Source organism: Kribbella ginsengisoli (assembly GCF_039537185.1).
GTDB lineage: Bacteria > Actinomycetota > Actinomycetes > Propionibacteriales > Kribbellaceae > Kribbella > Kribbella koreensis.
The window spans coordinates 130269-154258 of record NZ_BAABAA010000002.1 but is presented as its reverse complement, the minus strand read 5'-3'; the positions used below and the strand labels follow the sequence as shown (position 1 = coordinate 154258).

General features: G+C 67.6%; 25 protein-coding genes. 16 read left to right on the top strand and 9 right to left on the bottom strand.

The window, feature by feature from the left end; translation table 11 throughout:
* The first annotated feature begins 176 nt into the window (after positions 1-176).
* The 3 genes from ABD768_RS08010 to ABD768_RS08000 all read left to right on the top strand — a co-directional run bounded on the left by ABD768_RS08010 (position 177) and on the right by ABD768_RS08000 (position 5503).
* Positions 177-2240 (top strand): M4 family metallopeptidase, encoded by a 2064-nt coding sequence (locus ABD768_RS08010; protein WP_344838990.1) that lies wholly within the window; start codon positions 177-179, stop codon positions 2238-2240.
* A gap of 179 nt (positions 2241-2419) precedes the next feature.
* On the top strand, positions 2420-4009 hold the full coding sequence (locus ABD768_RS08005) for a M4 family metallopeptidase (protein WP_344838987.1): 1590 nt from the start codon (positions 2420-2422) through the stop codon (positions 4007-4009).
* A gap of 75 nt (positions 4010-4084) precedes the next feature.
* Positions 4085-5503, top strand: coding sequence for a M28 family peptidase (locus ABD768_RS08000; protein ID WP_344838985.1), 1419 nt, complete (start codon positions 4085-4087; stop codon positions 5501-5503).
* A 1-nt stretch (position 5504) separates the two neighbouring features.
* Here the strand turns inward: ABD768_RS08000 and ABD768_RS07995 are convergent, their stop codons facing one another.
* Positions 5505-6011: a hypothetical protein gene (locus ABD768_RS07995; RefSeq protein WP_343982305.1), complete on the bottom strand. Its 507-nt coding sequence runs from the start codon at positions 6009-6011 to the stop codon at positions 5505-5507.
* A 43-nt stretch (positions 6012-6054) separates the two neighbouring features.
* On the opposite strand from ABD768_RS07995, the gene ABD768_RS07990 reads away from it, so the two are divergent.
* Positions 6055-6528 (top strand): nitroreductase family deazaflavin-dependent oxidoreductase, encoded by a 474-nt coding sequence (locus ABD768_RS07990; protein WP_344838983.1) that lies wholly within the window; start codon positions 6055-6057, stop codon positions 6526-6528.
* On the opposite strand, the gene ABD768_RS07985 is transcribed toward ABD768_RS07990, so the two are convergent.
* Positions 6518-7705 (bottom strand): phosphotransferase, encoded by a 1188-nt coding sequence (locus tag ABD768_RS07985; protein ID WP_344838981.1) that lies wholly within the window; start codon positions 7703-7705, stop codon positions 6518-6520. The genes ABD768_RS07990 and ABD768_RS07985 overlap by 11 nt on opposite strands.
* Positions 7706-7826: 121 nt before the next feature.
* Between ABD768_RS07985 and ABD768_RS07980 the strand changes: the two genes are divergently transcribed.
* Complete coding sequence (locus ABD768_RS07980; RefSeq protein WP_343982311.1) at positions 7827-8312, top strand: MarR family winged helix-turn-helix transcriptional regulator; 486 nt, start codon at positions 7827-7829, stop codon at positions 8310-8312.
* On the opposite strand, the gene trhA is transcribed toward ABD768_RS07980, so the two are convergent.
* The gene (gene trhA, locus ABD768_RS07975) at positions 8313-9026 is read right to left on the bottom strand and encodes a PAQR family membrane homeostasis protein TrhA (RefSeq protein ID WP_344838977.1); all 714 of its coding nucleotides are present in this window, start codon (positions 9024-9026) and stop codon (positions 8313-8315) included.
* A gap of 221 nt (positions 9027-9247) precedes the next feature.
* On the opposite strand from trhA, the gene ABD768_RS07970 reads away from it, so the two are divergent.
* Positions 9248-10027, top strand: a complete 780-nt coding sequence (locus ABD768_RS07970) for an isoprenyl transferase (protein ID WP_343982315.1) — start codon at positions 9248-9250, stop codon at positions 10025-10027.
* Here ABD768_RS07970 and ABD768_RS07965 read toward each other — a convergent pair.
* Positions 9984-11069 carry an NYN domain-containing protein gene (locus tag ABD768_RS07965; protein ID WP_344838974.1) on the bottom strand — a complete coding sequence of 362 codons (1086 nt, stop codon included), beginning with the start codon at positions 11067-11069 and terminating at the stop codon, positions 9984-9986. The two genes, ABD768_RS07970 and ABD768_RS07965, sit on opposite strands and share 44 nt — an antisense overlap.
* Before the next feature lie 399 nt (positions 11070-11468).
* On the opposite strand from ABD768_RS07965, the gene phoH2 reads away from it, so the two are divergent.
* Together phoH2 and ABD768_RS07955 are read left to right on the top strand one after the other, a co-directional pair.
* A complete protein-coding gene (gene phoH2, locus ABD768_RS07960) occupies positions 11469-12803 on the top strand; it encodes an RNA 5'-3' helicase PhoH2 (protein ID WP_328328195.1) in 1335 nt (444 codons plus the stop codon).
* Between the two features lie 161 nt (positions 12804-12964).
* Positions 12965-13663, top strand: a complete 699-nt coding sequence (locus ABD768_RS07955; RefSeq protein WP_343982321.1) for an aggregation-promoting factor C-terminal-like domain-containing protein — start codon at positions 12965-12967, stop codon at positions 13661-13663.
* Positions 13664-13690: 27 nt separating this feature from the next.
* Here ABD768_RS07955 and ABD768_RS07950 read toward each other — a convergent pair whose 3' ends face one another.
* Entirely contained in the window at positions 13691-14692 is a 1002-nt protein-coding gene (locus tag ABD768_RS07950; protein ID WP_344838970.1) for a hypothetical protein, read from the bottom strand.
* 140 nt (positions 14693-14832) lie between these two features.
* Between ABD768_RS07950 and ABD768_RS07945 the strand changes: the two genes are divergently transcribed.
* The 6 genes from ABD768_RS07945 (at position 14833) to ABD768_RS07920 (ending at position 19485) form a co-directional block, all read left to right on the top strand.
* On the top strand, positions 14833-15477 hold the full coding sequence (locus ABD768_RS07945) for a spermine/spermidine synthase domain-containing protein (protein ID WP_344838967.1): 645 nt from the start codon (positions 14833-14835) through the stop codon (positions 15475-15477).
* A gap of 20 nt (positions 15478-15497) precedes the next feature.
* Complete coding sequence (locus ABD768_RS07940) at positions 15498-16901, top strand: class II fumarate hydratase (protein ID WP_343982330.1); 1404 nt, start codon at positions 15498-15500, stop codon at positions 16899-16901.
* Positions 16898-17587, top strand: coding sequence for a ribonuclease FAU-1 family protein (locus ABD768_RS07935; RefSeq protein WP_344838964.1), 690 nt, complete (start codon positions 16898-16900; stop codon positions 17585-17587). Before ABD768_RS07940 ends, ABD768_RS07935 begins: the two co-directional genes overlap by 4 nt.
* Before the next feature lie 341 nt (positions 17588-17928).
* Entirely contained in the window at positions 17929-18777 is an 849-nt protein-coding gene (locus ABD768_RS07930) for an SAM-dependent methyltransferase (RefSeq protein ID WP_344838961.1), read from the top strand.
* A 9-nt stretch (positions 18778-18786) separates the two neighbouring features.
* On the top strand, positions 18787-19248 hold the full coding sequence (locus ABD768_RS07925) for a hypothetical protein (protein WP_343982338.1): 462 nt from the start codon (positions 18787-18789) through the stop codon (positions 19246-19248).
* A gap of 72 nt (positions 19249-19320) precedes the next feature.
* On the top strand, positions 19321-19485 hold the full coding sequence (locus ABD768_RS07920) for a hypothetical protein (protein ID WP_328328179.1): 165 nt from the start codon (positions 19321-19323) through the stop codon (positions 19483-19485).
* 68 nt (positions 19486-19553) lie between these two features.
* Here the strand turns inward: ABD768_RS07920 and ABD768_RS07915 are convergent, their stop codons facing one another.
* The 3 genes from ABD768_RS07915 to ABD768_RS07905 form a co-directional block, all read right to left on the bottom strand.
* On the bottom strand, positions 19554-19766 hold the full coding sequence (locus ABD768_RS07915) for a helix-hairpin-helix domain-containing protein (protein WP_344838956.1): 213 nt from the start codon (positions 19764-19766) through the stop codon (positions 19554-19556).
* A gap of 2 nt (positions 19767-19768) precedes the next feature.
* Entirely contained in the window at positions 19769-21439 is a 1671-nt protein-coding gene (locus ABD768_RS07910; RefSeq protein WP_344838953.1) for a fumarate hydratase, read from the bottom strand.
* Positions 21440-21551: 112 nt separating this feature from the next.
* Positions 21552-22034, bottom strand: coding sequence for a hypothetical protein (locus ABD768_RS07905; RefSeq protein WP_343982346.1), 483 nt, complete (start codon positions 22032-22034; stop codon positions 21552-21554).
* Between the two features lie 175 nt (positions 22035-22209).
* On the opposite strand from ABD768_RS07905, the gene ABD768_RS07900 reads away from it, so the two are divergent.
* Both ABD768_RS07900 and ABD768_RS07895 read left to right on the top strand, forming a co-directional pair.
* Positions 22210-22920: a DUF1707 SHOCT-like domain-containing protein gene (locus ABD768_RS07900; protein ID WP_344838950.1), complete on the top strand. Its 711-nt coding sequence runs from the start codon at positions 22210-22212 to the stop codon at positions 22918-22920.
* 75 nt (positions 22921-22995) lie between these two features.
* Entirely contained in the window at positions 22996-23484 is a 489-nt protein-coding gene (locus ABD768_RS07895) for a hypothetical protein (protein WP_344838947.1), read from the top strand.
* Here ABD768_RS07895 and ABD768_RS07890 read toward each other — a convergent pair.
* A complete protein-coding gene (locus tag ABD768_RS07890) occupies positions 23471-23989 on the bottom strand; it encodes a hypothetical protein (RefSeq protein ID WP_344838944.1) in 519 nt (172 codons plus the stop codon). The two genes, ABD768_RS07895 and ABD768_RS07890, sit on opposite strands and share 14 nt — an antisense overlap.
* Position 23990 lies beyond the last annotated feature (1 nt).

The following is a 23990-nucleotide window of genomic DNA, read 5'->3' as shown; positions in this document are numbered from 1 at the left end:
ACTCCTGCTCCGGCGGAGGACAGAGTCCTCCCTCAGTCGGATGTAACAGAACTCGCATGTACTGACACACAGTGTCACAAGTAGGCAGTGGCACTGCTGGGCCAGAACATCCGGCGTCCCCCCAATGAATTGGTCGTTGCGCCCAAACAGCGACCACACCGTGAGGAGATGTTGTCTTGAAACGACTGACATCAGCAGGGGCGGTGGTCATCGTCGCGGCAGCGGGGCTGGCGATGTCGCCCGCAGGAGCCGCCAACCGTACGGCCCCGCTTCCGGCATCCGGCTTCAACCAGCCGGCCGCTGTCCAGGCAGAGTCGGCGCTGACCGCGCAGACCGCCACCGCTCTCGGTCTGGCCGGCGGTGAGGTACTCAAGGTTCGCGACGTCGTCAAGGACGCCGACGGGAGCGAGTACGTCCGCTACGACCGGACCTTCAACGGCCTCAAGGTGGTCGGCGGCGACCTGATCGTGAAGCGCGACGGCTCCGCGATCAGCCACGTCACCTACAACCGTGGCGCGAAGGCCGTCGGGGTCACCTCGACCAAGCCGACGCTGTCCCAGGCCGCCGCCCTGGCCAAGGGTGCGAAGTCCGCCGACTTCAAGGCCACCAGCAACAAGGGGACGCTGGTCGTCTTCGTCACGCCGACCAAGCCGGTGCTCGCCTACGAGGTCGTCACCACCGGGGTCAAGGCCGACCAGACCCCGTCGGTCCTGCACTCCTTCGTCGACGCCAAGACCGGCGCGGTGCTGGACTCCGACGACGAGATCAAGACCGGTACCGGTAACTCGATGTACTCCGGCACCGTCACCATCGGTACGTCCGGCAGCTCGGGCAACTACTCGATGACCGACACCGGCCGTGGCGGCAACTGGACGACGGACCTCAACGGTGCGACGTCGGGCAACGGCACCACCTTCACCGACCCCGACGACACCTGGGGTAGCGGCACCACCGCGAACCGCCAGACCGCCGGCGTCGACGCCCACTACGGCACGCAGCTGACCTGGGACTACTACAAGAACGTCTACGGCCGGAACGGCATCTTCAACAACGGCCAGGGTTCGCGCTCCCGGGTCCACTACGGCAACGCGTACGTGAACGCGTTCTGGGACGGCACCCAGATGACGTACGGCGACGGCTCGGGCAACACCCGGCCGCTGACCTCGATCGACGTGGCCGGCCACGAGATGAGCCACGGTGTCACCGAGGCGACCGCCAACCTGAACTACTCCGGCGACGCGGGCGGCCTGAACGAGGCGACCTCCGACATCTTCGGCACCTCGGTCGAGTTCTACGCCAACAACGCCTCCGACGTCGGTGACTACCTCATCGGCGAGAAGATCAACATCAACGGCAACGGCACCCCGCTGCGCTACATGGACAAGCCGTCGAAGGACGGTGCCAGCAAGGACTGCTGGACCACCAGCACCGGTGGGCTCGACCCGCACTACTCCTCCGGCCCGCTGAACCACTGGTTCTACCTGGCCTCCGAGGGTTCCGGCGCCAAGACGATCAACGGCGTCTCGTACAACAGCACCACCTGCGACGGCGGGACCGTCACCGGTGTCACCCGCGAGGTGGCGGCCAAGGTCTGGTACCAGACCCTGACCACCAAGCTGACCTCGGGCAGCACCTACAAGGACGCCCGTGAAGGCGCGATCTCGGTCGCCAAGGCCCTCTACGGCGCCAACTCGTCGCAGTGCCTCGGCATCCAGGCCGCGTTCAACGGCATCACCGTCCCGGCCGGTGCCGAGACCTGTGGCGCGGTCATCCCGCCGACCGGTTCCGAGCGCCTCGTGAACGGTGGCTTCGAGTCCGGCACCGCGAGCTGGACCGGTACCTCCGGTGTCATCGTCAACGGTGGCGCCAAGCCGGCTCACGGTGGTACCTGGAAGGCTGTGCTCGGCAACAAGGGCACCACGTCGACCGCGAACATCGGCCAGTCGGTCGCCATCCCGGCCGGCAACTCCTCGGCGCAGCTGTCGCTGTGGCTGCGGATCGACACCGCTGAGACCACCACCTCGACGGTGTACGACAAGCTCCAGGTGCAGATCGTGGACGGCTCGACCATCACGACGCTGGCGACGTACTCGAACCTGAACAAGAACACGACCTACACGCAGAAGACCTTCAATGTCGGCGCCTACTCCGGCAAGACGGTCACCGTGAAGTTCCTCGAGAACGAGGACTCCTCGCTGCAGACCAGCTTCGTCGTCGACGACGTGTCGCTGATCGGCTAGTCAGCACCCTGCTGGTCCCGAATCACCGGTCCGGGGGTGGGCCGCCGCCCTGGTCTGCCCCCGGATCGATCCCAGTTTCCTCCCGTTGCGCGGGAGTGATCCCTGCCGCGAAAGCACGTGTACCAAGCGAAAAACGATCGCTGCGCCCATTCAGCGACGAAACCGTGAGGAGTGCTGTTGTGAAGAGATTGACATCTGTAGGGGCAGTCGCCGTTCTGGCGGCCGCGGGCCTGGCCATCGCGCCGGCCGGCGCGTCTGTCCGCTCCGCCCCGTTGCCCGCGTCCGGCTTCGACCAGCCGGCCGCCGTCCAGTCCGAGCAGACGCTGTCCGCGAAGACCGCGGCCGCGCTCGGCCTGGGCAAGGGTGAGGTGCTCCAGGTCAAGGACGTGGTGAAAGATGCCGACGGCACCGAGTTCGTCCGGTACGAGCGGACCTACAACGGCCTGAAGGTCGCCGGCGGCGACATGATCGTGAAGCGCACTGGTGACGGCGCGATCAGCGGTGTCACCTACAACCGCAACGCGACCGGGGTGGGCGTCAAGTCGACCAAGCCCACGCTGTCGCAGTCGGCGGCGCTGGCCAAGGGTGCGAAGGCGGCCGGCTTCAAGGCCACCGGCAACCAGGGCACGCTGGTCGTGTACGTGACGCCGGCCAAGCCGGTACTGGCCTACGAGGTCGTCACCACCGGGGTCAAGGCCGACCAGACCCCGTCGGTGCTGCACTCGTTCATCGACGCGAACACCGGCGCGCTGCTGGCCTCCGACGACGAGGTCAAGACAGGCACCGGCAAGTCGATGTACGCCGGCACGGTGACGATCGGTACGTCGGGCAGCGCGCCCAACTTCGTCATGAAGGACACCTCCCGTGGCGGCAACTACACCACGGACCTGAACGGCGGCTCGTCCGGCGCCGGCACCACCTTCACCGACGCGGACAACATCTGGGGCACCGGTGCGGCCTCGAACCGGCAGACCGCCGGCGTCGACGCCCACTACGGGTCCCAGCTGACCTGGGACTACTACAAGAATGTCCACGGCCGGAACGGCATCTTCAACAACGGCCAGGGCGCCCGCTCCCGGGTGCACTACGGCAACGCGTACGTGAACGCGTTCTGGGACGGCACCCAGATGACGTACGGCGACGGCTCCGGCAACACGCACCCGCTGACCGCCATCGACGTGGCCGGCCACGAGATGAGCCACGGTGTCACCGAGGCGACCGCCAACCTGAACTACTCCGGCGACGCGGGCGGCCTGAACGAGGCGACCAGCGACATCTTCGGCACCATGGTCGAGTTCTACGCCAACAACGCGAACGACGTCGGCGACTACCTGATCGGCGAGAAGATCAACATCAACGGCAACGGCACGCCGCTGCGCTACATGGACAAGCCGTCCAAGGACGGTCGCAGCAAGGACTGCTGGACCACCAGCACCGGCGGTCTGGACCCGCACTACTCCTCCGGCCCGCTGAACCACTGGTTCTACCTGGCCTCCGAGGGCACCGGCGCCAAGACGATCAACGGCGTCAACTACAACAGCACCTCGTGCAACGGCACCACGTTCGCCGGCGTCGGCCGGGACGTGGCCGCCAAGGTCTGGTACCGCACGCTGAGCACCAAGCTCAGCTCGGGCTCGACCTACAAGGATGCCCGCAACGGAGCGATCAACTCCGCCAAGGAGCTGTACGGCGCTGGATCCGCACAGTGCAAGGGCATTCAGGCCGCGTTCAGCGGCATCTCGGTTCCGGCAGGCTCAGCAGTCTGCTGACACTTGGTCCCGGCGCGGGTCTCATCAGGGCCCGCGCCGGGACCGTTCCTTTGTGAGGCAAAGGAGTATCCGCCCATGCTCAAGTCCCCCCTGTACGGCGTACTCGGCACCGCTCTGGTCGCCACCGCCGTCCTCGTCCCCGGCAGCCCCGCCCAGGCCGTCGACTCACCCGACATCTCCGTCACCAACACCAAGGCGCACCTGGACCAGCTCCAGTCGATCGCCACCGCCAACAGCGGCAACCGCTACACCGGCCGCCCCGGCTACCTCGCCTCGGCCAACTGGGTGAAGTCGAAGCTCGACGCGGCCGGCTTCACTACCACGCTGCAGTCGTTCTCGACCTCGGCCGGTACGTCGTACAACGTGATCGCCGAGTGGCCGCAAGGCGACGCGAACCACGTCGTGATGACCGGCTCGCACCTCGACAGCGTCAGCGCCGGCCCTGGCATCAACGACAACGGCAGCGGCAGCGCGGGTGTCCTGGAGACCGCACTGGCGTACGCCGCGAGCGGCCAGGTGCCCAAGAACCGCCTGCGTTTCGGCTTCTGGGGAGCTGAGGAACTGGGCCTGCTCGGGTCGAAGTACTACGTCAACAACCTGCCGTCGGCCGAGCGCGCCAAGATCGAGTTGTACATGAACTACGACATGATCGCGTCGCCGAACCCGGGTTACTTCATCTACGACGACAACCCGGCCGGCAACGGAGCGCGGGACGATCTGAAGAGCTACTTCACCGGGAAGAGCATCCAGACCGAGTACATCGACGTACAGGGCCGGTCCGACCACGCGGCGTTCCGGTCGCTCGGCATCCCGACCGCCGGGACCTTCTCCGGCGCCGAGGAGATCAAGACGTCGGCCCAGGCGACCAAGTGGGGCGGTACTGCGAACACCGCGTTCGACGCCTGCTACCACCGCTCGTGCGACACCATCAACAACCTCAACCTGACGTCGCTCGACCGGCAGATCGACGCGATCGGCCACATGGTCTGGAACTACGCGCAGAAGGACTACGGCGGCACCGTACCGCCGACCGGCCCGAACCTTATCCAGAACCCCGGCTTCGAGTCGGGCGCGGTGAACTGGACCGGTACGAGCGGGGTCGTCACCAACAGCAGCAGCAAGCCCGCGCACGCCGGCACCTACAAGGCCTGGCTGCAGGGCAACGGCAACACCAGCACCGAGAACATCGGCCAGTCGGTGGCCATCCCGTCGACTGCGACCGCGGCAGCGCTGTCGTTGTGGATCCGGATCGACACCGCCGAGACGACCAGTTCGACGGTGTACGACACGGTGAAGGTGCAGGTGGTCGACGGATCGACGACGACCACGCTGGCGACGTACTCGAACCTGAACAAGAACACGACGTACACCCAGAAGACGTTCGACGTCCTTGCCTACAAGGGCAAAACGGTGACCGTCAAGTTCCTCGGCAACGAGGACTCGTCGCTGCAGACGAGCTTCGTGATCGACGACGTGGCCCTCACCACCGGCTGAGCTAGACCGGCTTGCACAGACCGCCGGGTTTGGTGGCTTCGGTGAGCAACGTGCCCACCGGGGCCACCAGCGGCTTCAGCTTCGGGTCGTCGAGCCGGGCCAGGCCGCCGCTCGCGGAGACCGCGATGATCATGTCGTCGGGGTGCCGGACGGTCGGCTTGGTGACGCCGACGGAGGCCCAGTCGACCTGTTTCACCGCGTCGGTCAGCGTGTTGAGGAAGCCGGTTTCCAGCTTGCACTTGCCGGGCGCCTTGCCCATCGAGCTGACGCTCGCGACGCCGTCGGTGCCGACCACGACCTGATCGTTGAAGCCGGCGAAACCACCTGTCCGGCTGACTGTCAGCGGGAGTCCGTTGCCGGTGGTGGTACTCGGCGATGGCAAGCTCGCGATCGGCGTGCTCGGGTTGGTGGAGGCGGACGGTGTGCCGCCCGCGCTGGAGTCGTCACCGCATCCAGTCATGATCAGACCGGCGGCGGCTGCCAGTAGTACGAACCGAATGTTTTTCACACCCCATGCATACCCAACTTCGGGGTGACGGCAGACTTCGTGCATGGGCTGGTACACGAATGTCATCCGCTCGTTAGGGCATCGGCAGTGGTTCGCGGTGGCAGGCCGCAATTTGGTACCAATAGACCGCTGGCTGCAACGAAAGACGAACGGCCGAATCACCATCCTCGGCCGATCCGCCTTGCCTACTTTGCTTCTGACGACGCGCGGGCGGAAGTCGGGGCTGCCCCGAACCGTCCCGCTGATCTATGCGCCGGACGGCGACGGCTTCGTCGTCACCGCGTCGAACTGGGGCCAGGAGCACCATCCGGCCTGGTCCGCAAACCTGCTCGCCTCCAGCGAGGCGACCATCTCCCTGGAAGGCGGTCGCGACGTCCCGGTCCGCGCCGCCCTCGCGGAAGGAGCGGAGCGGGACCGGGTCTGGCCACTCGTCACCAAGGTCTGGCCTGCTTACGACACGTACGTCGAACGCAGCGGCCGGGCGATCCGCGTCTTCGTGCTGACCCCTACTGGTTGATCGTCGACACCAGGTTGACCAGAGTGCGGGTCAACCGGACCCGTTCCTCGAAGAGCTCGAGCCCGCACTCGCTGTACTTGCCGAGCTCCTCCAACGGCAACGCGGTGAAGGTCGCGCGCGCCATCAGCGAGCCGAGGTAGCCGTACAGGACCTCTTCCTCCGACACAGTCATCCCCTCCGCGGCCACTCCCTCCATGAACGCCGAGACGATGACCGTATGGATGGTCGGCAGCTCCTCCGGCGCGAGCTCGCCGGCGTGCGCGAGGCCGACCAGGAGCTGGCCGAGGTCGAACCCGATCGCCTGCGGGCAGTCGAAGCCCCAGTCGATCACGACGAACTCGTCCTGCTTGTCCTCCGGCACCAGCAGGTTCTGCGGACTCGCATCTCCGTGCTGATACGTCTGCGGCAGCGTGTCCAAGCGATCCAGTACGCCGGGCAGCCGGTTCGCCAGCTCGAGTAGCTCGTCCCGCAGCCCGTGGTCGCCGGTCGAGCAGATCGCCTGGGCCAGCAACGGGTGCTGCCAGGTCTGGTCGTCGGCGAGCAGCGGGACCGCTCCGTTCAGCACGCGGCCGCCCGTGTAGTACCGGAGTCCGATGCCGGGGATCTGGACGTTGCCGCGCGGGAACAGCGGCTCGACCAGGTGCATCTGCCGTCGGGCCGACAGCTGGCCGAGCAGGTACGCGGCGTGCTCGAAACGGCCGAGCGGCCAGCAGCCCGGCGCCTGGTGGACGTTTTCCATCCACAGGGTCGCGCGATCGTCGTCGTACTCGTCGGCCCGGTACAGCGTCGGCAACCGGAGGCCGTCCGGGAGCACGGCCGCGATGTCGCTGCGGTGGACTTTGAGTTCGAGCTGCCAGGGGAGGTTCTGGATGAATGCCTCCTGGAACTCCTCCGGGACCACGTGGAGCATCGGCCAGTGCCGGACCGACGCGAGCTTCTTGACGAAGACGGACCACTCGACGGTCTCGCCGGAGTGCAGCTCGGCGGTGCCGAGGACGCGCAGCAGGGCCTCGGTGCTCGGCGTACCGATCTCGTAGTCGACCGGCTCGACCCGGGCCGAGGTCGGCACGGCGCCGGGCAGGCCGGTGAGGTCGCGGATCAGGCAGGTCAGCGCGCGCTCGTCGGGTGCGTCCCGGCCGAGCTCGCTCAGTCCGTCGCTGACGATGGTGGTGTTCATGGGTCCCCCCGGAGTGTTCGGTTCTCCTTCGAATGCTGCCGTCGACCCTTCAGCTCACCTTAAGATCGCGCCGCGCCGAAGAAGTAAAGCAGCCTTACTACCGAGATAGTAAAGTTGCCTTATGACTTCCGTCAACGCCCTTTCGGGCCACGCTGAGGGCCTTCGTGGGCTGCACATCGCCGGGTTGCTCGGGCTCGCGCTCAAGCGGCTGCGCGAGGAGATCCTGGTCGACGGAGAGCAGCAGTTCCCGGGATTGCGGGTGTCCCACTTCCGGTTGCTGGAGCTGATTCCGGACAGTGGGGCGCGGATCACCGACCTGGCCGAGATCGCCGGCATGACCAAGCAGGGGCTCGGGCAGCACGTCGACTACCTGCAGGAGCGCGGGTACGCCGAATCCGAGCGGGTGGCCGGGGATCGGCGGGTCCGGCTGGTCCGGCGTACCGCTGAAGGGGACCGGGCGATGGAGTTCAGCCGGGCGTCGATCGACCGGGTCGAGCAGGAGTGGAAGCGGCGGCTGGGCGCGGAGAAGTTCGAACTGCTCCGCGAGACGCTGGTCGAGGTCTGCGGGCCCCTCGATGAAGAACTCGAGTGGCTTTCGAGGCCCTAGTCAGCTCCGGTACGTCGCGATGCTGACCGCGACGTAGTGGCAGATGAAGGCCGCCACCGTGCAGGCGTGGAAGATCTCGTGGAAGCCGAACCACAGGGGTGACGGGTTCGGCCGCTTGGTGCCGTAGATGACCGCGCCGATCGAGTAGAGCCCGCCGCCGATCGCCAGCAACGCCACCACGGACGCGCCGCCCAGGTGGTAGAAGTCGCCCATCCAGAAGATCGCGACCCAGCCCAGGGCCAGGTAGATCGGGGTGTAGAGCCAGCGCGGGGCGCCCACCCAGAAGATCCGGAACAGGATGCCGATCAGCGCGCCACCCCAGGCCAGGCTGAGCAGCAGGATCCGGTCGTCGCCACGCAGCAGCACCACGCCCAGTGGGGTGTAGGTGCCGGCGATCAGCAAGAAGATGTTGCTGTGGTCGAGCCGGCGCAGGATCGCCTCGCCGGTCGGGCCCCAGTAGAACCGGTGGTACAGCGCGGAGATGCCGAACAGCAACATCGAGCCGAGCGTGTAGACGGCGGCGGCCCAGCGAGCGCTCGCGCTCGGCGCGAGGCAGATCAGCACGATGCCGGCCGCGGTCGCGAACGGGAAGGTGCCGGCGTGCAGCCAGCCGCGCAGTTTCGGCTTCAGCGGCGCGAGTTTGTCCGCCAGCTTGTGCCCGAGCTCGTGGGAGGCGGCTTCCGTCGGGGTGCTGATCGCAGGCTTGGCCGTCATCGCCATCCTCTCGTGCGGGCGGAGTTGTACCTACGCAACCGTAACCTACGGAACCGTAGGTTCAATCGTCCGGAAGGATGAATGTAGGCCAGATCACCGGCCTTCAGCAGGTGCCCGGAGTGTCCGACGCGCAAACTCCGGTAAAAGTTCGATCACTCTACGGCAGCGGAAATGTCGGCTAGCCTCAGAAGCCGGAGAGCTTTTGAGGAGAGCACCTGCCCATGCGGACACCTGGCAAGGCAAAGCTGCGCGACGTGGTCTACGGGCTGTACGAGCGCCGGCTGGCGCGCTCGCTGTCACCGGACCGGATGCCCCGCCACATCGGCGTGATCATCGACGGCAACCGGCGCTGGGCCCGGGCGACGGGTGATCCGGTGTCGCGCGGCCACGAGGCGGGTGCGACCAAGATCACCGAGTTCCTGCACTGGTGCGACGAGGTCGGCGTCAAGGTCGTCACGGTCTGGATGCTGTCCACCGACAACCTGACCCGGCCGGCCGAGGAGCTCGAGCCGCTGCTGCGGATCATCGAGTCGACGGTCGAGGAGCTGACCACGATCGGCCAGTGGCGGATCCACCCGGTCGGCGCCCTCGACCTGCTGCCGGCCGCGACGGCCGAAGTGCTGAAGGGCGCCGAGACCGCGACCCAGAACGTCGACGGCATGCTGGTCAACGTCGCGGTCGGGTACGGCGGCCGGCGCGAGCTGGCCGACGCGGTCCGGTCGTTGCTGCTCGAGGAAGCCGCGAAGGGCATCTCGATCGAGGAGCTGGCCGAGCGGGTCGACGTCGAGCACATCGCCGAGCACCTCTACACGAAGGGCCAGCCCGACCCGGACCTGGTGATCAGGACATCGGGGGAGCAGCGGCTGGGCGGCTTCCTGCTCTGGCAGAGCGCGCTGAGCGAGTTCTACTTCTGCGAGGCGCTCTGGCCGGACTTCCGGCACGTCGACTTCCTCCGCGCTATTCGGAGCTACGCCCAACGAGAGCGCCGCTTCGGGACGTGAGTACCGCGGCCTCTGGCGCACCCCGGCCGCACCGGCGGCACGTAGTACGGCGTCTGAGGTAGTACGCGTAGGTAGCTGCGCCTAGGGCTGCGCCCCAGACGACCCAGAGGGTGCCGGGGAGTGCCAGGCCCCACTCGGAGCCTGCGTTGTCGCCGGGGAGGCGGATGTTCATCAGGCCGGCTGGGATCAGGACGACCGCGACGATCGACGCGGGGATGATGGCCAGCAGGGGTGGGACGCGGCGGCCGGCCTTGAACCAGATCCAGCGGGGGTAGACCTCGCCCCAGCGGTGGACCAGGCCGTGGGTGAGGATGCTGCCGCCGATGCCTAGCGCGGCCATGGCGAGGCCCATCTCGAGCATGCCGGGCGTGTCGACCATCATCTGGTGGAACTCGTGGGTGATGCCGAGTTCCCAGCCGAAGTACCAGGCGACGCGGGTGAACTCGTAGGGGATGTTGGCGACGACGGCGATCAGTGCAGCGCGGCGTCCCCAGCGCAGGGCGCCCTCGGGGGTCTGCCAGGCCCTGGGTGGCCTGTCGTCGCGTCCGCAGCTGGCGCAGGCGTTACGGAGCCGCCGGTGGTAGCTGACGGCCGTAGCGGCCCACAGGAGGCCGCCGACGAAGATGATCAGGATGTTCACCCGGTGCCAGTACAGGATGTCCCCGACGCCGTCCTGCGCTCCGGGCACACCGGTGAACGCGAACACGACCAACGCCGGGGACAGGGCAAGCATCGCCAACGGCGTGTAGTCCGGAATGACCAGCGCCAGCAGTACGGCCATCGTCACGGCAAACCCCAGGAACACCCGCCCACTGCTCCGCCTCGTCATCAGAACAGCTACGACCGCACCGAGCAGGCCTAGGACAACCATTCCTGGGCCAACAACACCCACAGGAGCGCCCTCCAGCAGGGACGCGGTGCGGTGGTCGTCGTCGACCGGGGCGAAGGGGTAGCTGGAGCCGCCTGCGGTCCAGTAGATGCCCAGGGCTCCGTAGGTCAGCGACCACAGTGCGGTGGCGTAACCGAGCGTGGTTTTCAGCATGCGAACAGCGTGCGGCGGCGGGCCGCAGTACCGGCTCACCCGGCGGGGTGAACGGCGTCGCCCGGTAGGGGGAAACGTGTAACAAGCCGTTAACCCCGTGGCCGGGCGTGTCGGGCTGCGGGGTTTGCGCGACAGACCTACAGTCCTTAGTGACGGTCGGAGGGGAAGCCGGCTGTCCGGGAGGCCCGATCAGATGAGACGTAATTGCTCGCCGGTAGCCCCATGAGGCGCCGAACGGAGTGCCCGAGACCCACGGTCTCACCCTCACTGATTTCCGGTTCCGCGCGTGCTGCGGGACGGAGGGGGTCTGCACCAGACCTCCGGGTCCGGACCCGGTCCAACACCTAACCACTGGTGGGCCGGGCGTGGTGCACGCTGCGGTCCGAGAGGACGTGCGACATGGCTGCCACCCACGCCAAGGCGTCAAACCCCTCATCCACGCCGGACCAGCGCACTTTCGTGCTGGACACCTCCGTGCTTCTGTCCGACCCGCACGCGATGCTGCGGTTCGACGAGCACGAGGTGGTCATCCCGGTTGTCGTCGTCACCGAACTGGAGGCAAAACGGCATCACCCTGAGCTCGGCTACTTCGCTCGCACCGCGTTGCGCTTGATGGACGAGCTCCGGATCCAGCACGGACGATTGGACGCCCCCCTGCCAGTGGGGGAGAAGGGTGGAATGCTCCGGGTCGAGCTGAATCACACCGATCCCGAGAGCCTGCCGGCCGGTTTCCGGCTCGGCGACAACGACAGCCGGATCCTCGCGGTGGCCTGCAACTTCCAGGCCGAGGGCCGCGACGTCACACTGGTCTCCAAGGACCTGCCGATGCGGGTCAAGGCCTCGGCCTGCGGCCTGGACGCGGAGGAGTACCGCGCCGAGCTGACGCTGGAGTCCGGCTGGACCGGGATGGACGAGATCGAGGTGCCGACCAGCGACGTCGACTCGCTCTACGAGGACGGCGTACTGGACATCCCCGAGGGGCGGGACTTCCCCACCCACACGGGACTGGTGCTGCTGTCGGAGCGTGGCAGCGCGCTGGGCCGGGTGATGCCGGACAAGCGGATCCGGCTGGTCCGCGGCGACCGGGAGGCCTTCGGGCTCCGGGGCCGCTCGGCCGAGCAGCGGGTCGCACTGGATCTGCTGCTGGACCCGGACGTCGGGATCATCTCGCTCGGCGGCCGCGCCGGTACCGGTAAGTCTGCGCTGGCCCTGTGTGCCGGACTGGAAGCGGTGATGGAGCGGCGCCAGCACAAGAAGGTCGTCGTCTTCCGGCCGCTGTTCGCGGTCGGCGGGCAGGAGCTCGGTTACCTGCCCGGCTCGGAGTCGGAGAAGATGGCGCCCTGGGCGCAGGCGGTGCACGACACGCTGGGCGCGCTGACGAGTCCGGACGTGATCGACGAGGTGATGGACCGCGGCATGCTCGAAGTGATGCCGCTGACCCACATCCGCGGCCGGTCGCTGCACGACGCGTTCGTGATCGTCGACGAGGCCCAGTCGCTGGAGCGCAACGTGCTGCTCACGGTGCTGTCCCGGATCGGCGCGAACTCGCGGGTGGTGCTCACCCACGACGTCGCGCAGCGCGACAACCTGCGGGTCGGCCGGCACGACGGCGTGGTCGCGGTGGTGGAGAAGCTGAAGGGTCACCCACTTTTCGCGCACGTCACGTTGACCCGGTCGGAGCGCTCGCCGATCGCCGCGCTGGTGACCGAGATGCTGGAGGACGTCCAGCTCTAGCGGCCGGTCTGTAAAACAGAAGTAAGACTTTCGCGCTACCCGGTGCGGCCACACGCCATGTGGCCGCACCGTTCATTGTGACGTTGTTGTGATCACGCTCTGATTAGGCCAGAGTATGTTCCTGTTGCAGCCGACGGGGGTCGGGTAACTCGGAAGGACAGATGAAAGCCAAGCGCTCCGTCGCGATCCTCGCGGTCAGTGGGATCGTCGTCGTCTCCGTTGTCGCAGGCCTCGACCTCTTCGCCTCCCCCGGGAGCGCGACCGCGTCCGACCCGGTCTCCGGGCGCGCCGAGATGGCCGTGCTGAACAGTGAGCGGGCCCAGGCGGCCAAGTCGCCGAAGCCGAAGGAACTGAGTCCCGCGGAGCAGGCCCAGGAGGTCATTCAGCTCCGCAACCAGATCGAGGCCGTCGAGTCGGCCCGCAAGGCCGCGCAGGACCAGTCGGACCTGCGGCAGAAGGCCAAGAACACCGCGATGGCCCGGTACAAGGCGCTGCAGAAGACCCAGCGCAGCTCGAGCGAGGAGCGCGCCAGCCGCGACGCCGAGCGGAAGAAGTTCGAGGGCACGCCGAAGCAGATCGCGAAGAACCTGCTCGCCGACCACGGCTGGAAGGACAGTCAGTTCGGCTGCCTGGAGAGCCTGTGGAACAAAGAGTCGCGCTGGCGCGTCGACGCCGACAACCCGAGCTCCACGGCGTACGGCATCCCGCAGGCGCTGCCCGGCAACCGGATGGCGGCGTACGGCAAGGACTGGCGCACCAACCCGGTCACCCAGATCAAGTGGGGCCTGGACTACATCGACAACACCTACGGCTCCCCCTGCAGCGCCTGGGCGCACTCGCAGAACAAGGGCTGGTACTAACCGCCCTGAATCCTTACGTCCGAAGAACTAGTGGGACGTCTGCTCCACTTCTTCGGACGTAGCGGGGCCACGCCATCCTCGGGCGAGGAGGGCGGTGCGGATCTGGGTGACGAACCTGGCGGGCTCGGTGCGAAGCGCCAGGACCGGGATTCTCAGGACGGTCGAGCGGTTGTTGGTGAGGTCGTTCTGGCGCAACGCGTCGGCGATCAAGGCCGGTGCCTCGGCATGATGGATTCCGTCGATCTCGACGATCAGTCCGTACTCCGTCCACTCGGCATCGACGAACGCCTTGCCGTGCGGTCGATCGTGCAGCACCTGGCGGTCGGGCTCGGGCAATCCGGCGTCCCGGCACAACCGGGCGAAGTCCAGTTCACCGAGGGACTCGGCTCCATCGCGGAGGTCGCGCAGTACCGTCAGCAGAAGCGGCCGGCGGCGATGTCTCTTCACATCGTCCATCGCTGTCGTCAAAGCATCTACCTTGACCAGCCGTTGCTGCACGGCCATTACCAGCACCAGTGCCGCCTGACGGTCGGAAACGGCCCACAAGGCGCCGCGCACGGCAGCGATCGCAGGCCTGGTGCGGGGGAGTCCGGCCCCAGTCAGATCCCCTGGCCGCCGCCTCCTGGTTTCGTGGATCCGGGCACCCGGCCAGCTCCTCGGCCTTCCGGATTTCGGCATCGACACATGGAGCACAGGTTCGTCGAATCCTTTGAGACCAGCAGCCTGTAAGGCAGTCACGCCATCCAGCGCGGCCTGCGAGCCAACCTCGAGTACGGCGGTCCACCACAGCCCTCGCTGGTCGAGAGTGCCGGTCTTGCTGCTGACCGTCTGTGGGCCGGTCAGGCGCCAGCGCCCAGCCTTCACTTCTGCCCGCACGTCCCAGCGGCTGAGGCCGGCGGCGTACAACTGGCGCCTGCTCGCCACGCCGTACTGGTCCGCGAACAGCTGTCTCGTCAGGCGCGCCCGCTCCGCGCGGGCAGCTCGCGCAACCTCCCCCGGCTTCCGCCGCCCCTCCCAGTCACTCCCCATCCCCAGAGCATCCCTCCCGCCCCCCTCCCCCCACCACCCCCACCCTCTCCCTTCTGTGGACAGCCCTTCTCTTACGTCCGAAGAAGTGGAGTGGACGTACCTCCAGTTCTTCGGACGTAAGCGTGCGGGAGGATGTTGGGGTGAGCGAGGTGGCGCGGGCGGTCAGTGAGCGGGGCGAGTTGTTACTGCGGCGGCGCGGAGACGGGGCCCTGGAGTTGCGGGTCAACGGCGTCTTCGTGATGGACGACGTCGAGACGTCGAGCGAGGAGTTGCTGGCGTCTGCGGCGCTGGATGCGGTACTGCGGCCTGCGCGGGTGCTGGTGGGTGGGCTGGGGCTCGGGTACACCGTGCGTTCTCTGTTGGCCGACTCGCGGGTGTCGTCTGTCCTGGTCGCCGAGATCGAGCCGGCTGTGGTCGAGTGGATGCGGTCGGGGCTGGTGCCGTCGGTGCTCGACGATGCGCGGGTCTCGGTGGTGGTGGGGGATGTGCGGGACGTCGTACTGGCTCAGCCCGCGGCGTCGTTGGACGGGGTGCTGCTCGATGTGGACAATGGGCCGGACTTCCTTGTCCACAACGAGAATTCGGCGCTCTACGAGAGTGAATTCCTGGCTGAGTGCCGCGGTCGGCTGGCCCCCGGCGGGGTGTTGACGGTGTGGTCGTCGTCGGCCTCTGCCGCTTTGGAAGCGGTGATGCGCGAGGTCTTCGGTGCGTGCTCCGTGCGGCCTGTTCCCGTTGTTCTGCAGGGACGAGACGAGAAGTACTACGTCTATCAGGGTGGCTCCTAGCCTCGACGTACTCTGCAGGTATGGGAGACAACGTGGAATTCAGGATCGAGCACGACACGATGGGCGAGGTCAAGGTGCCCCGCGACGCGTTGTGGCGGGCGCAGACCCAGCGCGCGGTGGAGAACTTCCCGATCTCCGGCCAGCCGCTGGCGCCGGCCCTCGTGCACGCGCTCGCCCAGATCAAGGCCTCGGCCGCGGTGGTGAACGCGGAGCTCGGCGTGGTGGACGGCAAGCTTGCCGACGGCATCGTCGCGGCGGCCGACCGGGTGACGGCCGGCGAGTTCGACGCCGAGTTCCCGATCGATGTGTTCCAGACGGGGTCCGGCACGTCGACCAATATGAACGTGAACGAGGTGCTGGCCACGCTCGCGACCCGGGCGCTGGACGCCGAGGTGCACCCGAACGATCACGTGAACGCCAGCCAGTCGAGTAACGACACCTTCCCGTCGGCGATCCACGTCGCGGCGACGGCCGGGGTCGTGCAGGATCTGTTGCCGGCGCTGGAGCACTTGGTGGAATCCCTGTCTCGTAAGGGATCTGAGTTCGCGTCGGTGGTGAAGTCCGGGCGGACGCACTTGATGGACGCGACGCCGGTGACGCTGGGGCAGGAGTTCAACGGGTATGCGGCGCAGATCAGCCGGGGTGCGGACCGGGTTCGGGCGACGCTGCCCCGGGTGACCGAGTTGCCGCTTGGTGGGACTGCGGTCGGGACGGGCATCAACACGCCGGCCGGTTTTGCGGGGAAGGTGATCGCCGAGCTCAATCGGCGTACCGGGCTCGAGCTTCGTGAGGCTGCTGACCACTTCGAGGCGCAGGGGGCTCGCGACGGGCTGGTGGAGTTGTCGGGGCAGCTGAAGACGATCGCGGTCAGCTTGACGAAGATCTGCAACGACCTGCGCTGGATGGGGTCCGGGCCGCGCGCGGGGCTCGGTGAGATCGCGCTGCCGGATCTGCAGCCGGGGTCGAGCATCATGCCGGGCAAGGTGAATCCGGTGATCTGCGAGGCGACGCTGATGGTGGCCGCGCAGGTGATCGGCAACGACACCACGATCACGGTGGCCGGGGCCGGCGGCAACTTCGAGCTGAACGTGATGCTGCCGGTGATCGCGCGCAACCTGCTCGAGTCGATCCAGCTGCTGAGCAATGCGTCCCGGCTGCTTGCCGACCGGTGCGTCGACGGCATCACCGCTCACGTTGAGCATGCCCGCGCGCTGGCCGAGTCGTCGCCGTCGATCGTCACGCCGCTGAACAAGTACATCGGGTACGAGAACGCGGCTGCGGTGGCGAAGAGCGCGCTCAAGCAGGGCAAGTCGATCCGGGAGGTCGTGATCGAGAACGGTCACGTCAGCAACGGCGACCTGACCGAGGAGCAGCTCGACGCCGCGCTCGACGTGCTCTCGATGACCCGGCCGGCCGGGTCGTGACGGCGGAGACGACGACCGGGGTCGAGCTGTACTGGGCGCCCGGCACGAGGATCGAGTGGGTCTACGAGGAGCAGGGCCGGTTCAGCGCGTTGCCGAACGTGCGGCCCATGACAGTGGTGCGGGATGACGAGGACGGGCTGGTCGCGTGGCTAGCGCCTGGTACGCCGGTGATCAAGCCCGTGTTGCTCGACGGGCGCGAGATGCGGCATGCGGGTCCGTTCGGGATGTTCACCGAGGAGCGGGTGCTCAAGCTCGACATCTGGCACGGCACCGGGATCCTGCTGGTGTCCCCGACCGGTAAGCCGTGGTCGGTCTGGCACTTCTGGTCCGCCGACCAGACGTTCCTCGGCTGGTACGTGAACCTCGAGTCCGAGCACGTCCGCGACATCGAGGCCAAGCGCACCACTTCCGAGGACTACGTCCTCGACCTGTGGATCCACCCCGACCGCCGGATCGAGTGGAAAGACGAAGACGAGTTGGAGGGCGCCGTCGCCGCCGGCCGCTACACCCAGGCGGAGGCCGACCGCATCACCGCGAGCGCCCACACCGCCATCCAGGACATCGAAGCCTGGACCACCCCCTTCTCCGAAGACTGGCAATCCTGGCGCCCAGACCCCCACCTACGCCTCCCCGAAGCCCCCACCGGCCACGCCGTAACCCACATAGCCAAGGAGCTCCTGGGCTGACCCCCGAGCCACCGGCGAGTGCGTGGCGCGCGCAAGCCGGCTGTCGTTGGGCGACGCGCGCGCCTGCTCGTGTGCTTCGTGCGTGCCTGTGGGGTTGTCGAAGCTCGGCCGGATTTGGTTGCTGACGGCAACCGGTGATTGCCGGCGCATGCCTAACTCGGACGGGCAATCGCTTACCCCGGCGTGTCGAGGCTGATCCCGGGAGTTGTGCGTGCGTGGCGGTCCGCCGATTCCCTCTGTCGCGTGACAGTCGTTGGGCAGGGCGCGACCGCCTGCGGGACGGCTGGGGGGAGGGCTGAAACCCGTTGGAGTTCGACCGCGGTAGGTGCTGGAGTGGGCGGGTGGAGAGCGATGGGGTTCGGCGGGCCGATGGATCGGCGACGGCGCATGCGGAGCGGTTGGGGCGGGTTTATGGGCCGGTGACTTGGGATGTGTACGAGCAGTTGGATCGGAGTTTGGGGCCGCGTGGGCCCGAGTGGTTGGTGGAGCGGGCGGCTGGGTGGTTGAGGGCTGGGGATGCCGTGCTCGATGCGGGGTGCCGGGATGGGGCTCAGCTCATTCGGTTGGTGGGGGAGCGGGATGTCACGGGGTACGGGATCGATCCGGTGGAGCTTCATGTGCGGCAGGCTCGGGAGGCGGTGGAGGCTGCTGGGCTGGAGGAGCGGATCAGCGTTGAGCGGCTCGGGATGGAGGAGCTGGCCGGGAGTGAGCGGCGGTTCGATCTGATCTGGTGTCGTGAGGTGGTGCCGCAATTGGAGGATTTGGCTGGGGCGTTGGCGGGGGCTGCGTCTGTGCTCAAGGCGGATGGGCGGATGGTGGTGTTCACCCAGACGGCGACGGAGCTGCTGACTGCCGGTGAGGCCGACATGATGAGTCGGCATCTGGGCAATGTGATCGCCAACCTGGACGAAGCGACGCTCGAGACGGCCTTTGCTGGCGCCGGGCTGGTGGTCGACGAGAAGGACGTGATCGGGACGGAGTGGCGGGAGTACGGCGAGGAGCGCACGCAACCCGTCTCGCGGGCGCTGCTGCGGCTGGCGCGGCTTCGGCGTACCAGGGAAGCGATGGTCGCCGAGCATGGTGCGGACGTCTATCAGCATGTGGAGGCGAACCTGCACTGGGAGGTGTATCAGTTCCTCGGGAAACTTCGGCCGACGGTTTATGTCCTCAAACGCGGTGATCGCTCCTAACCTGGACAGATGGCGATCATGGACACCGGCTGCCGGGCGTTGTTGATCAACGGCGGCGGGGGAGCCGGTAAGACGGCGGTCGGGCAGGCGATCGGGCGGATCCTCACCGACCGGATGCTGCCGACGGCCGTGATCGACCTGGACGCGCTCGCGCAGTACGGGCCGGCGCCGGCGCATCAACGGGGATTCCACGACCGGCTGAAGGTGCGCAACCTCAAGGCCGTCTGGGCGACCTACCGGGCGGCGGGTGCGCGGTTCGTGCTGGTCAGCGGGGTGATCGAGACGGCTGAGCTGCGGGAGGGTTACACGGCCAGCCTGACCGGGTGCGACGTACAGATGGTGCGGCTGGAGCGGGCGCGGGTGGAGTACGACGGGCATGCCGCGGTCGAGGACTTCACCGTGGTGAACGACCGCAAGCTGCCGAAGGTCGCCAACGAGATCCTGGAGATCGCCGGCTGGCCCACCAGCTGACCGCGGCCGCCCGACGCAACGGCTCGATCACGACCGGCGCTTTCTGGCGGCGGCGGGTTTACCGTGAAAAACATGCACACCATCGAACTGAACGACGAGGAGCTCCGGCTGCTGCGATCCGCCCTGCGCTCCTACCTCCAGGCATTCGGTCACAACGAAGCCGACCTGCTCCGTGCCGCCAAGCACCTGATGATCAAACTCCCCGACCCGGCGACAACCGCCGCCAACGCCAGCTAGCCAGCCGGCCGACGGCCGGCCGGCCGGCGCGCTGCGAGGGCGCCTCCGGGCGAACACCTTCGCCGGTATCAATCGGCGAAGGTCGAGCCGATTTCCGCCAGGGCGCCTTCGAGAAGGCGGACGGCCTTCGGCCCGATGCCGTGCATGGCGAGCAGTTCCCGGCGGCTCAGCCCGGCGACCTGTGCCAGGCTGGTGACCCCGGCGGCCATCAGCGCGCTGGTCGCCGGCCGGCCGATCGCCGGCAGGTCGCCGACCTGGGCCGGGCCGTCCTCGGTGCTCATCCTCAGCTGCGGGGGCGGACGGTCAGCGGGACCGGCTTGCGGGTGTCGGTGAAGAAGTCGTTGCCCTTGTCATCGACCACGACGAAGGCGGGGAAGTCCTCGACCTCGATCTTCCAGACGGCTTCCATCCCGAGTTCGGCGTACTCGATCACGTCGACGGACTTGATGCAGTCCTGCGCCAGCCGGGCCGCGGGCCCGCCGATCGAGCCGAGGTAGAAGCCGCCGTGTTCCTTGCAGGCCTTGGTGACCTGGGCCGAGCGGTTGCCCTTGGCAAGCATCACGAAGGAGCCGCCGGCGGCCTGGAACTGGTCGACGTACGCGTCCATCCGGCCGGCCGTGGTCGGGCCGAAGGAGCCGGAGGCGTAGCCCTCGGGGGTCTTCGCGGGGCCGGCGTAGTACACGGCATGGTCCTTCAGGTACTGCGGCATCGGCTCGCCGGCGTCGAGGCGCTCCTTGATCTTGGCGTGCGCGATGTCGCGGGCGACGACGAGCGGCCCGTTCAGCGACAGCCGGGTCTTCACCGGCAGCTTCGACAGCTCGGCGCGGATCTCCGCCATCGGCCGGTTCAGGTCGATCCGTACGACGTCGGAATCGTCGGAGAGATGCTCGTCGGTCGTGTCCGGCAGGAAGCGGGCCGGGTCGCGCTCGAGCTGCTCCAGGAAGACGCCCTCCGGGGTGATCTTGGCCAGCGCCTGCCGGTCCGCCGAACAGGAGACCGCGATCGCGACCGGGCAGGACGCGCCGTGCCGCGGCAGCCGGATCACCCGGACGTCGTGGCAGAAGTACTTGCCGCCGAACTGCGCGCCGATCCCGAACTCCTGGGTCAGCTCGAAGACCTTCTGCTCCAGTTCCAGGTCGCGGAACCCGTTGCCCAGCGGCGATCCGGTCGTCGGCAGCGCGTCGAGGTAGTGCGCCGACGCGTACTTCGCCGTCTTCAGCGCGTACTCCGCGGAGGTGCCGCCGACCACGATCGCCAGGTGGTACGGCGGGCAGGCGGCGGTACCGAGCGAGCGGATCTTCTCGTCCAGGAACTTCATCATCCCGTCCGGGTTGAGCACCGCCTTGGTCTCCTGGAACAGGAACGACTTGTTCGCCGAGCCGCCGCCCTTGGCCATGAAGAGGAACTTGTACGCCGGGTCCGCGGCGGCCGAGCCGGGCGTCGAGTACAGCTCGATCTGGGCCGGCAGGTTCGAGCCGGTGTTCTTCTCGTCCCACATGGTCAGCGGCGCCATCTGCGAGTAGCGCAGGTTGAGCTTGGTGTACGCGTCGTACACGCCGCGGCTGATCCACTCCTCGTCGACCGCGCCGGTCAGCACGCCCTCGGACTTCTTGCCCATCACGATCGCGGTGCCGGTGTCCTGGCACATCGGCAGCACGCCGCCGGCCGAGATGTTCGCGTTCTTCAGCAGGTCGAGCGCGACGAACCGGTCGTTGCCGGACGCTTCCGGGTCGTCGATGATGCGCCGGAGCTGGGTGAGGTGCGCGGTACGGAGGTAGTGCGAGATGTCGTGCATCGCCTCGGCGGTGAGCTGCTGCAGCACCTCGGGCTCCACCTGCAGGAAGGTGCGCCCGCCCGCGGTGAACGTGCTGACCCCCTCGGTGGTGAGGAGCCGGTACTCCGTGTCGTCGGCACCCAGCGGGAGCAGTTCGGAGTAGTTGAAGTCGGCGGACACCGGTCGTACCTCCAGGGCAAGTGGTCTCAGAACCCCATAAGCCTAGTTCCGTGCCCTGGAGACCGCAGCGACGGGCCGGTACCGGAGTACCGGCCCGTCTTGTGACCGGGGCTCAGTACCAGTCGGTGCTGGCGACGAGGTTGCCGCTGGTGGCCGTGTTGCAGACCAGCAGCGCGCGGGCGAGCCGGCCGTTCAGGTTGTTGGCGATCCGGGTGTAGGCGAAGTTGTCACCGGGGTCGACGGTCTCCCACATCCGTCCCTCCTCGCGGCGGTCGCCGTTGGCATCGCGCTGGATCGTCGCCTGGCAGCTGCCGGGCGCGTTGCTGATCCGCGCGTAGGCGCCACAGCGGCTGGAGTAGTAGAACTCCAGCTTCACGTGGTGGCCTTCCCAGTCGCCGTACTGCACGGGGCCGCCGGGCATATCGGACGGGAGCGAGAAGGTGCCGGAGCAACCGGCCACGGTCGGATAGGAGTTCTCGTTCGGGTAGGCGCCGAAGTCGCCTTGGACGAAGGGCGCCGCCTGGGCGGCGGTCGGGGTCAGGAGAACGATGAAGGCCGCGCTCGCCGCGACGAGCGCCGTCAGAAGTCGCTTCAAGAAACTGCTCCTCGTTGCCGGGGTCAGGATCGCCATCCACGGTGGTTGTGGTCGCGCTGCGTTGTCAACGATTTACTTTCGGTCTAAGTGTTCAGGCGGGTCAGGGGCGTGATCAGGGTCGATTCGGGGATTTGACGTATCCGCGGCGGACCGGTGCCGCGCGTAGAGTTTTGGTGTGGCCGACAATGAGTTCTCGCAGCCGAACCGTCCGCAGGACACGCCTCGCCAAGACAGCGTGCCGGCGCCGACCGGGGACGAGCTGGCGCTGCGCAGACGGGTGTCGGATCTCGAGCGGGAAGAGGTCGCCGACGTACTGCGGGAAGCCGCGGGCGAGGGCCGGCTGAGCTACACCGAGCTCGAGGACCGGCTGGAGACGTTGTACTCCGCCAAGACGTACGGCGAGCTGGTCGAGATCGCCTCCGATCTCCCCAACGGCCCGACGCTGGCAGCCGGCGCGGCCGCCGTCGCGCCGATCAGCCACACCAGCCCGGGCCCCGGGATGACGGTGCACGCCCCGGTCATCAACGTCTTCCTGTCCGACCAGAAGCGCATCGGCAACTGGATCGCACCCGAGCGCCAGGAGGTCAACGCGGTCCTCGGCGACGTCACCCTCGACTACACCGAGGCGCACGTCCCGTACAACGAGATCTTCATCGACGTGAAGTCGATCCTCGCCGACGTGAAGATCCGCGTCCCCCGCAACGCGATCGTCCACCTCGACAGCAACCCGATCCTCGGCTCGGTCTCCGAGCAGGACTCCGCCCTGGGCGCCGTCGAGGAACCGCAGTCGGCCCCCAAGGTCTTCCACATCCGCGGCACCGCCATCCTCGGCGAAATCAAAATCAAACGAGGCCCCCGCCTCACCAAACGCCTCGGCCTGACCTGACCCAGCCGAGGGCGGTTGAGCTGGGCTGCTGTGCGGCAATGCCGGCTGGACCCGGAGGGGTAGACACTTCGGGGTATGAGGCGTTGGGGCGCTGGGCGGCAGGGGGTGCTGGGGAGGCATGCTGCCACGGGCGCCGGTGGGGCGGTGGTGGCGTTCTTTGGGTTGATGCTGTTGTTTTTCGGGGTGCTGGCGGGGCATCAGTGGCAGGTGTCGCGTGGTTGGGATGAGACGACTGCTGTCGTTGACGGGGTAGTGGTCGGGGTGTGTGAGCCGGGCTGGTATGACAACGGGTCGGGGAGTGTGGAGATCCGGTATGTCGTCGGCGGAGCGGAGTACCGGTTCGAGACGGACCGGGACCCGGGCGACTACTTCTTCCGGGTGAACGACATGTTGCCGGTCGAGTATGCGGTCGCGCGGCCGGAGCGAGGGCGTGCGGTATGGGCGGTGGAGGCGGCGCGTGACGATCTGAGGTTCTGGGGCGGGCTGACCGGCCTCTGCGCAGTACTCGGGGTCGCCTCCGGCGTCGCCTGGCTGGTCGGACGCAGGCGGGTCAGTCGTCGGTAGGCTGCGTTTGCCTGGTGTGGAGGGTGCGGAGCCAGGTTGAGAGTTCGTCCAGGTCCACGACGTTGTCGTGGGTGATGCCGAGGGCGGTCGAGTGGTGGCGGTCGACCGGTTGGACCTGGACGCTGCGCAGACCTAGACCGCCGGTGAGGCCGAAAACGCCCGAGGGGTCGTCGATGCTGGCGATCTGCTGCCAGGTGTAGCCGCTCTTGGTGTTCTTGCCACGGCGGATGCCGGTGTGGTCGACGGTCAGTGTCGGGCGCCGGGTGATGAGCTGCCAGATGGTGATGGCGAGCAGGTAGACGAAGGCGCTTAGGGACGTGATTCGGAGTACTGCGATCACGCCGGTCATGTCGTCGGCTTGGATGTGGGCGATGAGGGACCACAGGGAGTTACCGAAGAGGAGGGCTGCGATTGCGCCGCGGATCCAGAGGCGTTTGCGGCGTTGGGGGAAGACGACCTGGCCGGTGGATGCTAGTTCGGCCGACCAGGTGTCGGCGGTGCTCAAG

Coding starts and splice junctions, on each gene's coding strand:
- trhA (WP_344838977.1), bottom strand. CDS start 9,026: ATGACGGCCAAGCCTGCGATCAGCACCCCGACGGAAGCCGCCTCCCAC.
- ABD768_RS08000 (WP_344838985.1), top strand. CDS start 4,085: ATGCTCAAGTCCCCCCTGTACGGCGTACTCGGCACCGCTCTGGTCGCC.
- ABD768_RS07925 (WP_343982338.1), top strand. CDS start 18,787: ATGGCGATCATGGACACCGGCTGCCGGGCGTTGTTGATCAACGGCGGC.
- ABD768_RS07985 (WP_344838981.1), bottom strand. CDS start 7,705: ATGAACACCACCATCGTCAGCGACGGACTGAGCGAGCTCGGCCGGGAC.
- ABD768_RS07920 (WP_328328179.1), top strand. CDS start 19,321: ATGCACACCATCGAACTGAACGACGAGGAGCTCCGGCTGCTGCGATCC.
- phoH2 (WP_328328195.1), top strand. CDS start 11,469: ATGGCTGCCACCCACGCCAAGGCGTCAAACCCCTCATCCACGCCGGAC.
- ABD768_RS07950 (WP_344838970.1), bottom strand. CDS start 14,692: ATGGGGAGTGACTGGGAGGGGCGGCGGAAGCCGGGGGAGGTTGCGCGA.
- ABD768_RS07915 (WP_344838956.1), bottom strand. CDS start 19,766: ATGAGCACCGAGGACGGCCCGGCCCAGGTCGGCGACCTGCCGGCGATC.
- ABD768_RS07980 (WP_343982311.1), top strand. CDS start 7,827: ATGACTTCCGTCAACGCCCTTTCGGGCCACGCTGAGGGCCTTCGTGGG.
- ABD768_RS07940 (WP_343982330.1), top strand. CDS start 15,498: ATGGGAGACAACGTGGAATTCAGGATCGAGCACGACACGATGGGCGAG.
- ABD768_RS07970 (WP_343982315.1), top strand. CDS start 9,248: ATGCGGACACCTGGCAAGGCAAAGCTGCGCGACGTGGTCTACGGGCTG.
- ABD768_RS07895 (WP_344838947.1), top strand. CDS start 22,996: ATGAGGCGTTGGGGCGCTGGGCGGCAGGGGGTGCTGGGGAGGCATGCT.
- ABD768_RS07990 (WP_344838983.1), top strand. CDS start 6,055: ATGGGCTGGTACACGAATGTCATCCGCTCGTTAGGGCATCGGCAGTGG.
- ABD768_RS07955 (WP_343982321.1), top strand. CDS start 12,965: ATGAAAGCCAAGCGCTCCGTCGCGATCCTCGCGGTCAGTGGGATCGTC.
- ABD768_RS07965 (WP_344838974.1), bottom strand. CDS start 11,069: ATGCTGAAAACCACGCTCGGTTACGCCACCGCACTGTGGTCGCTGACC.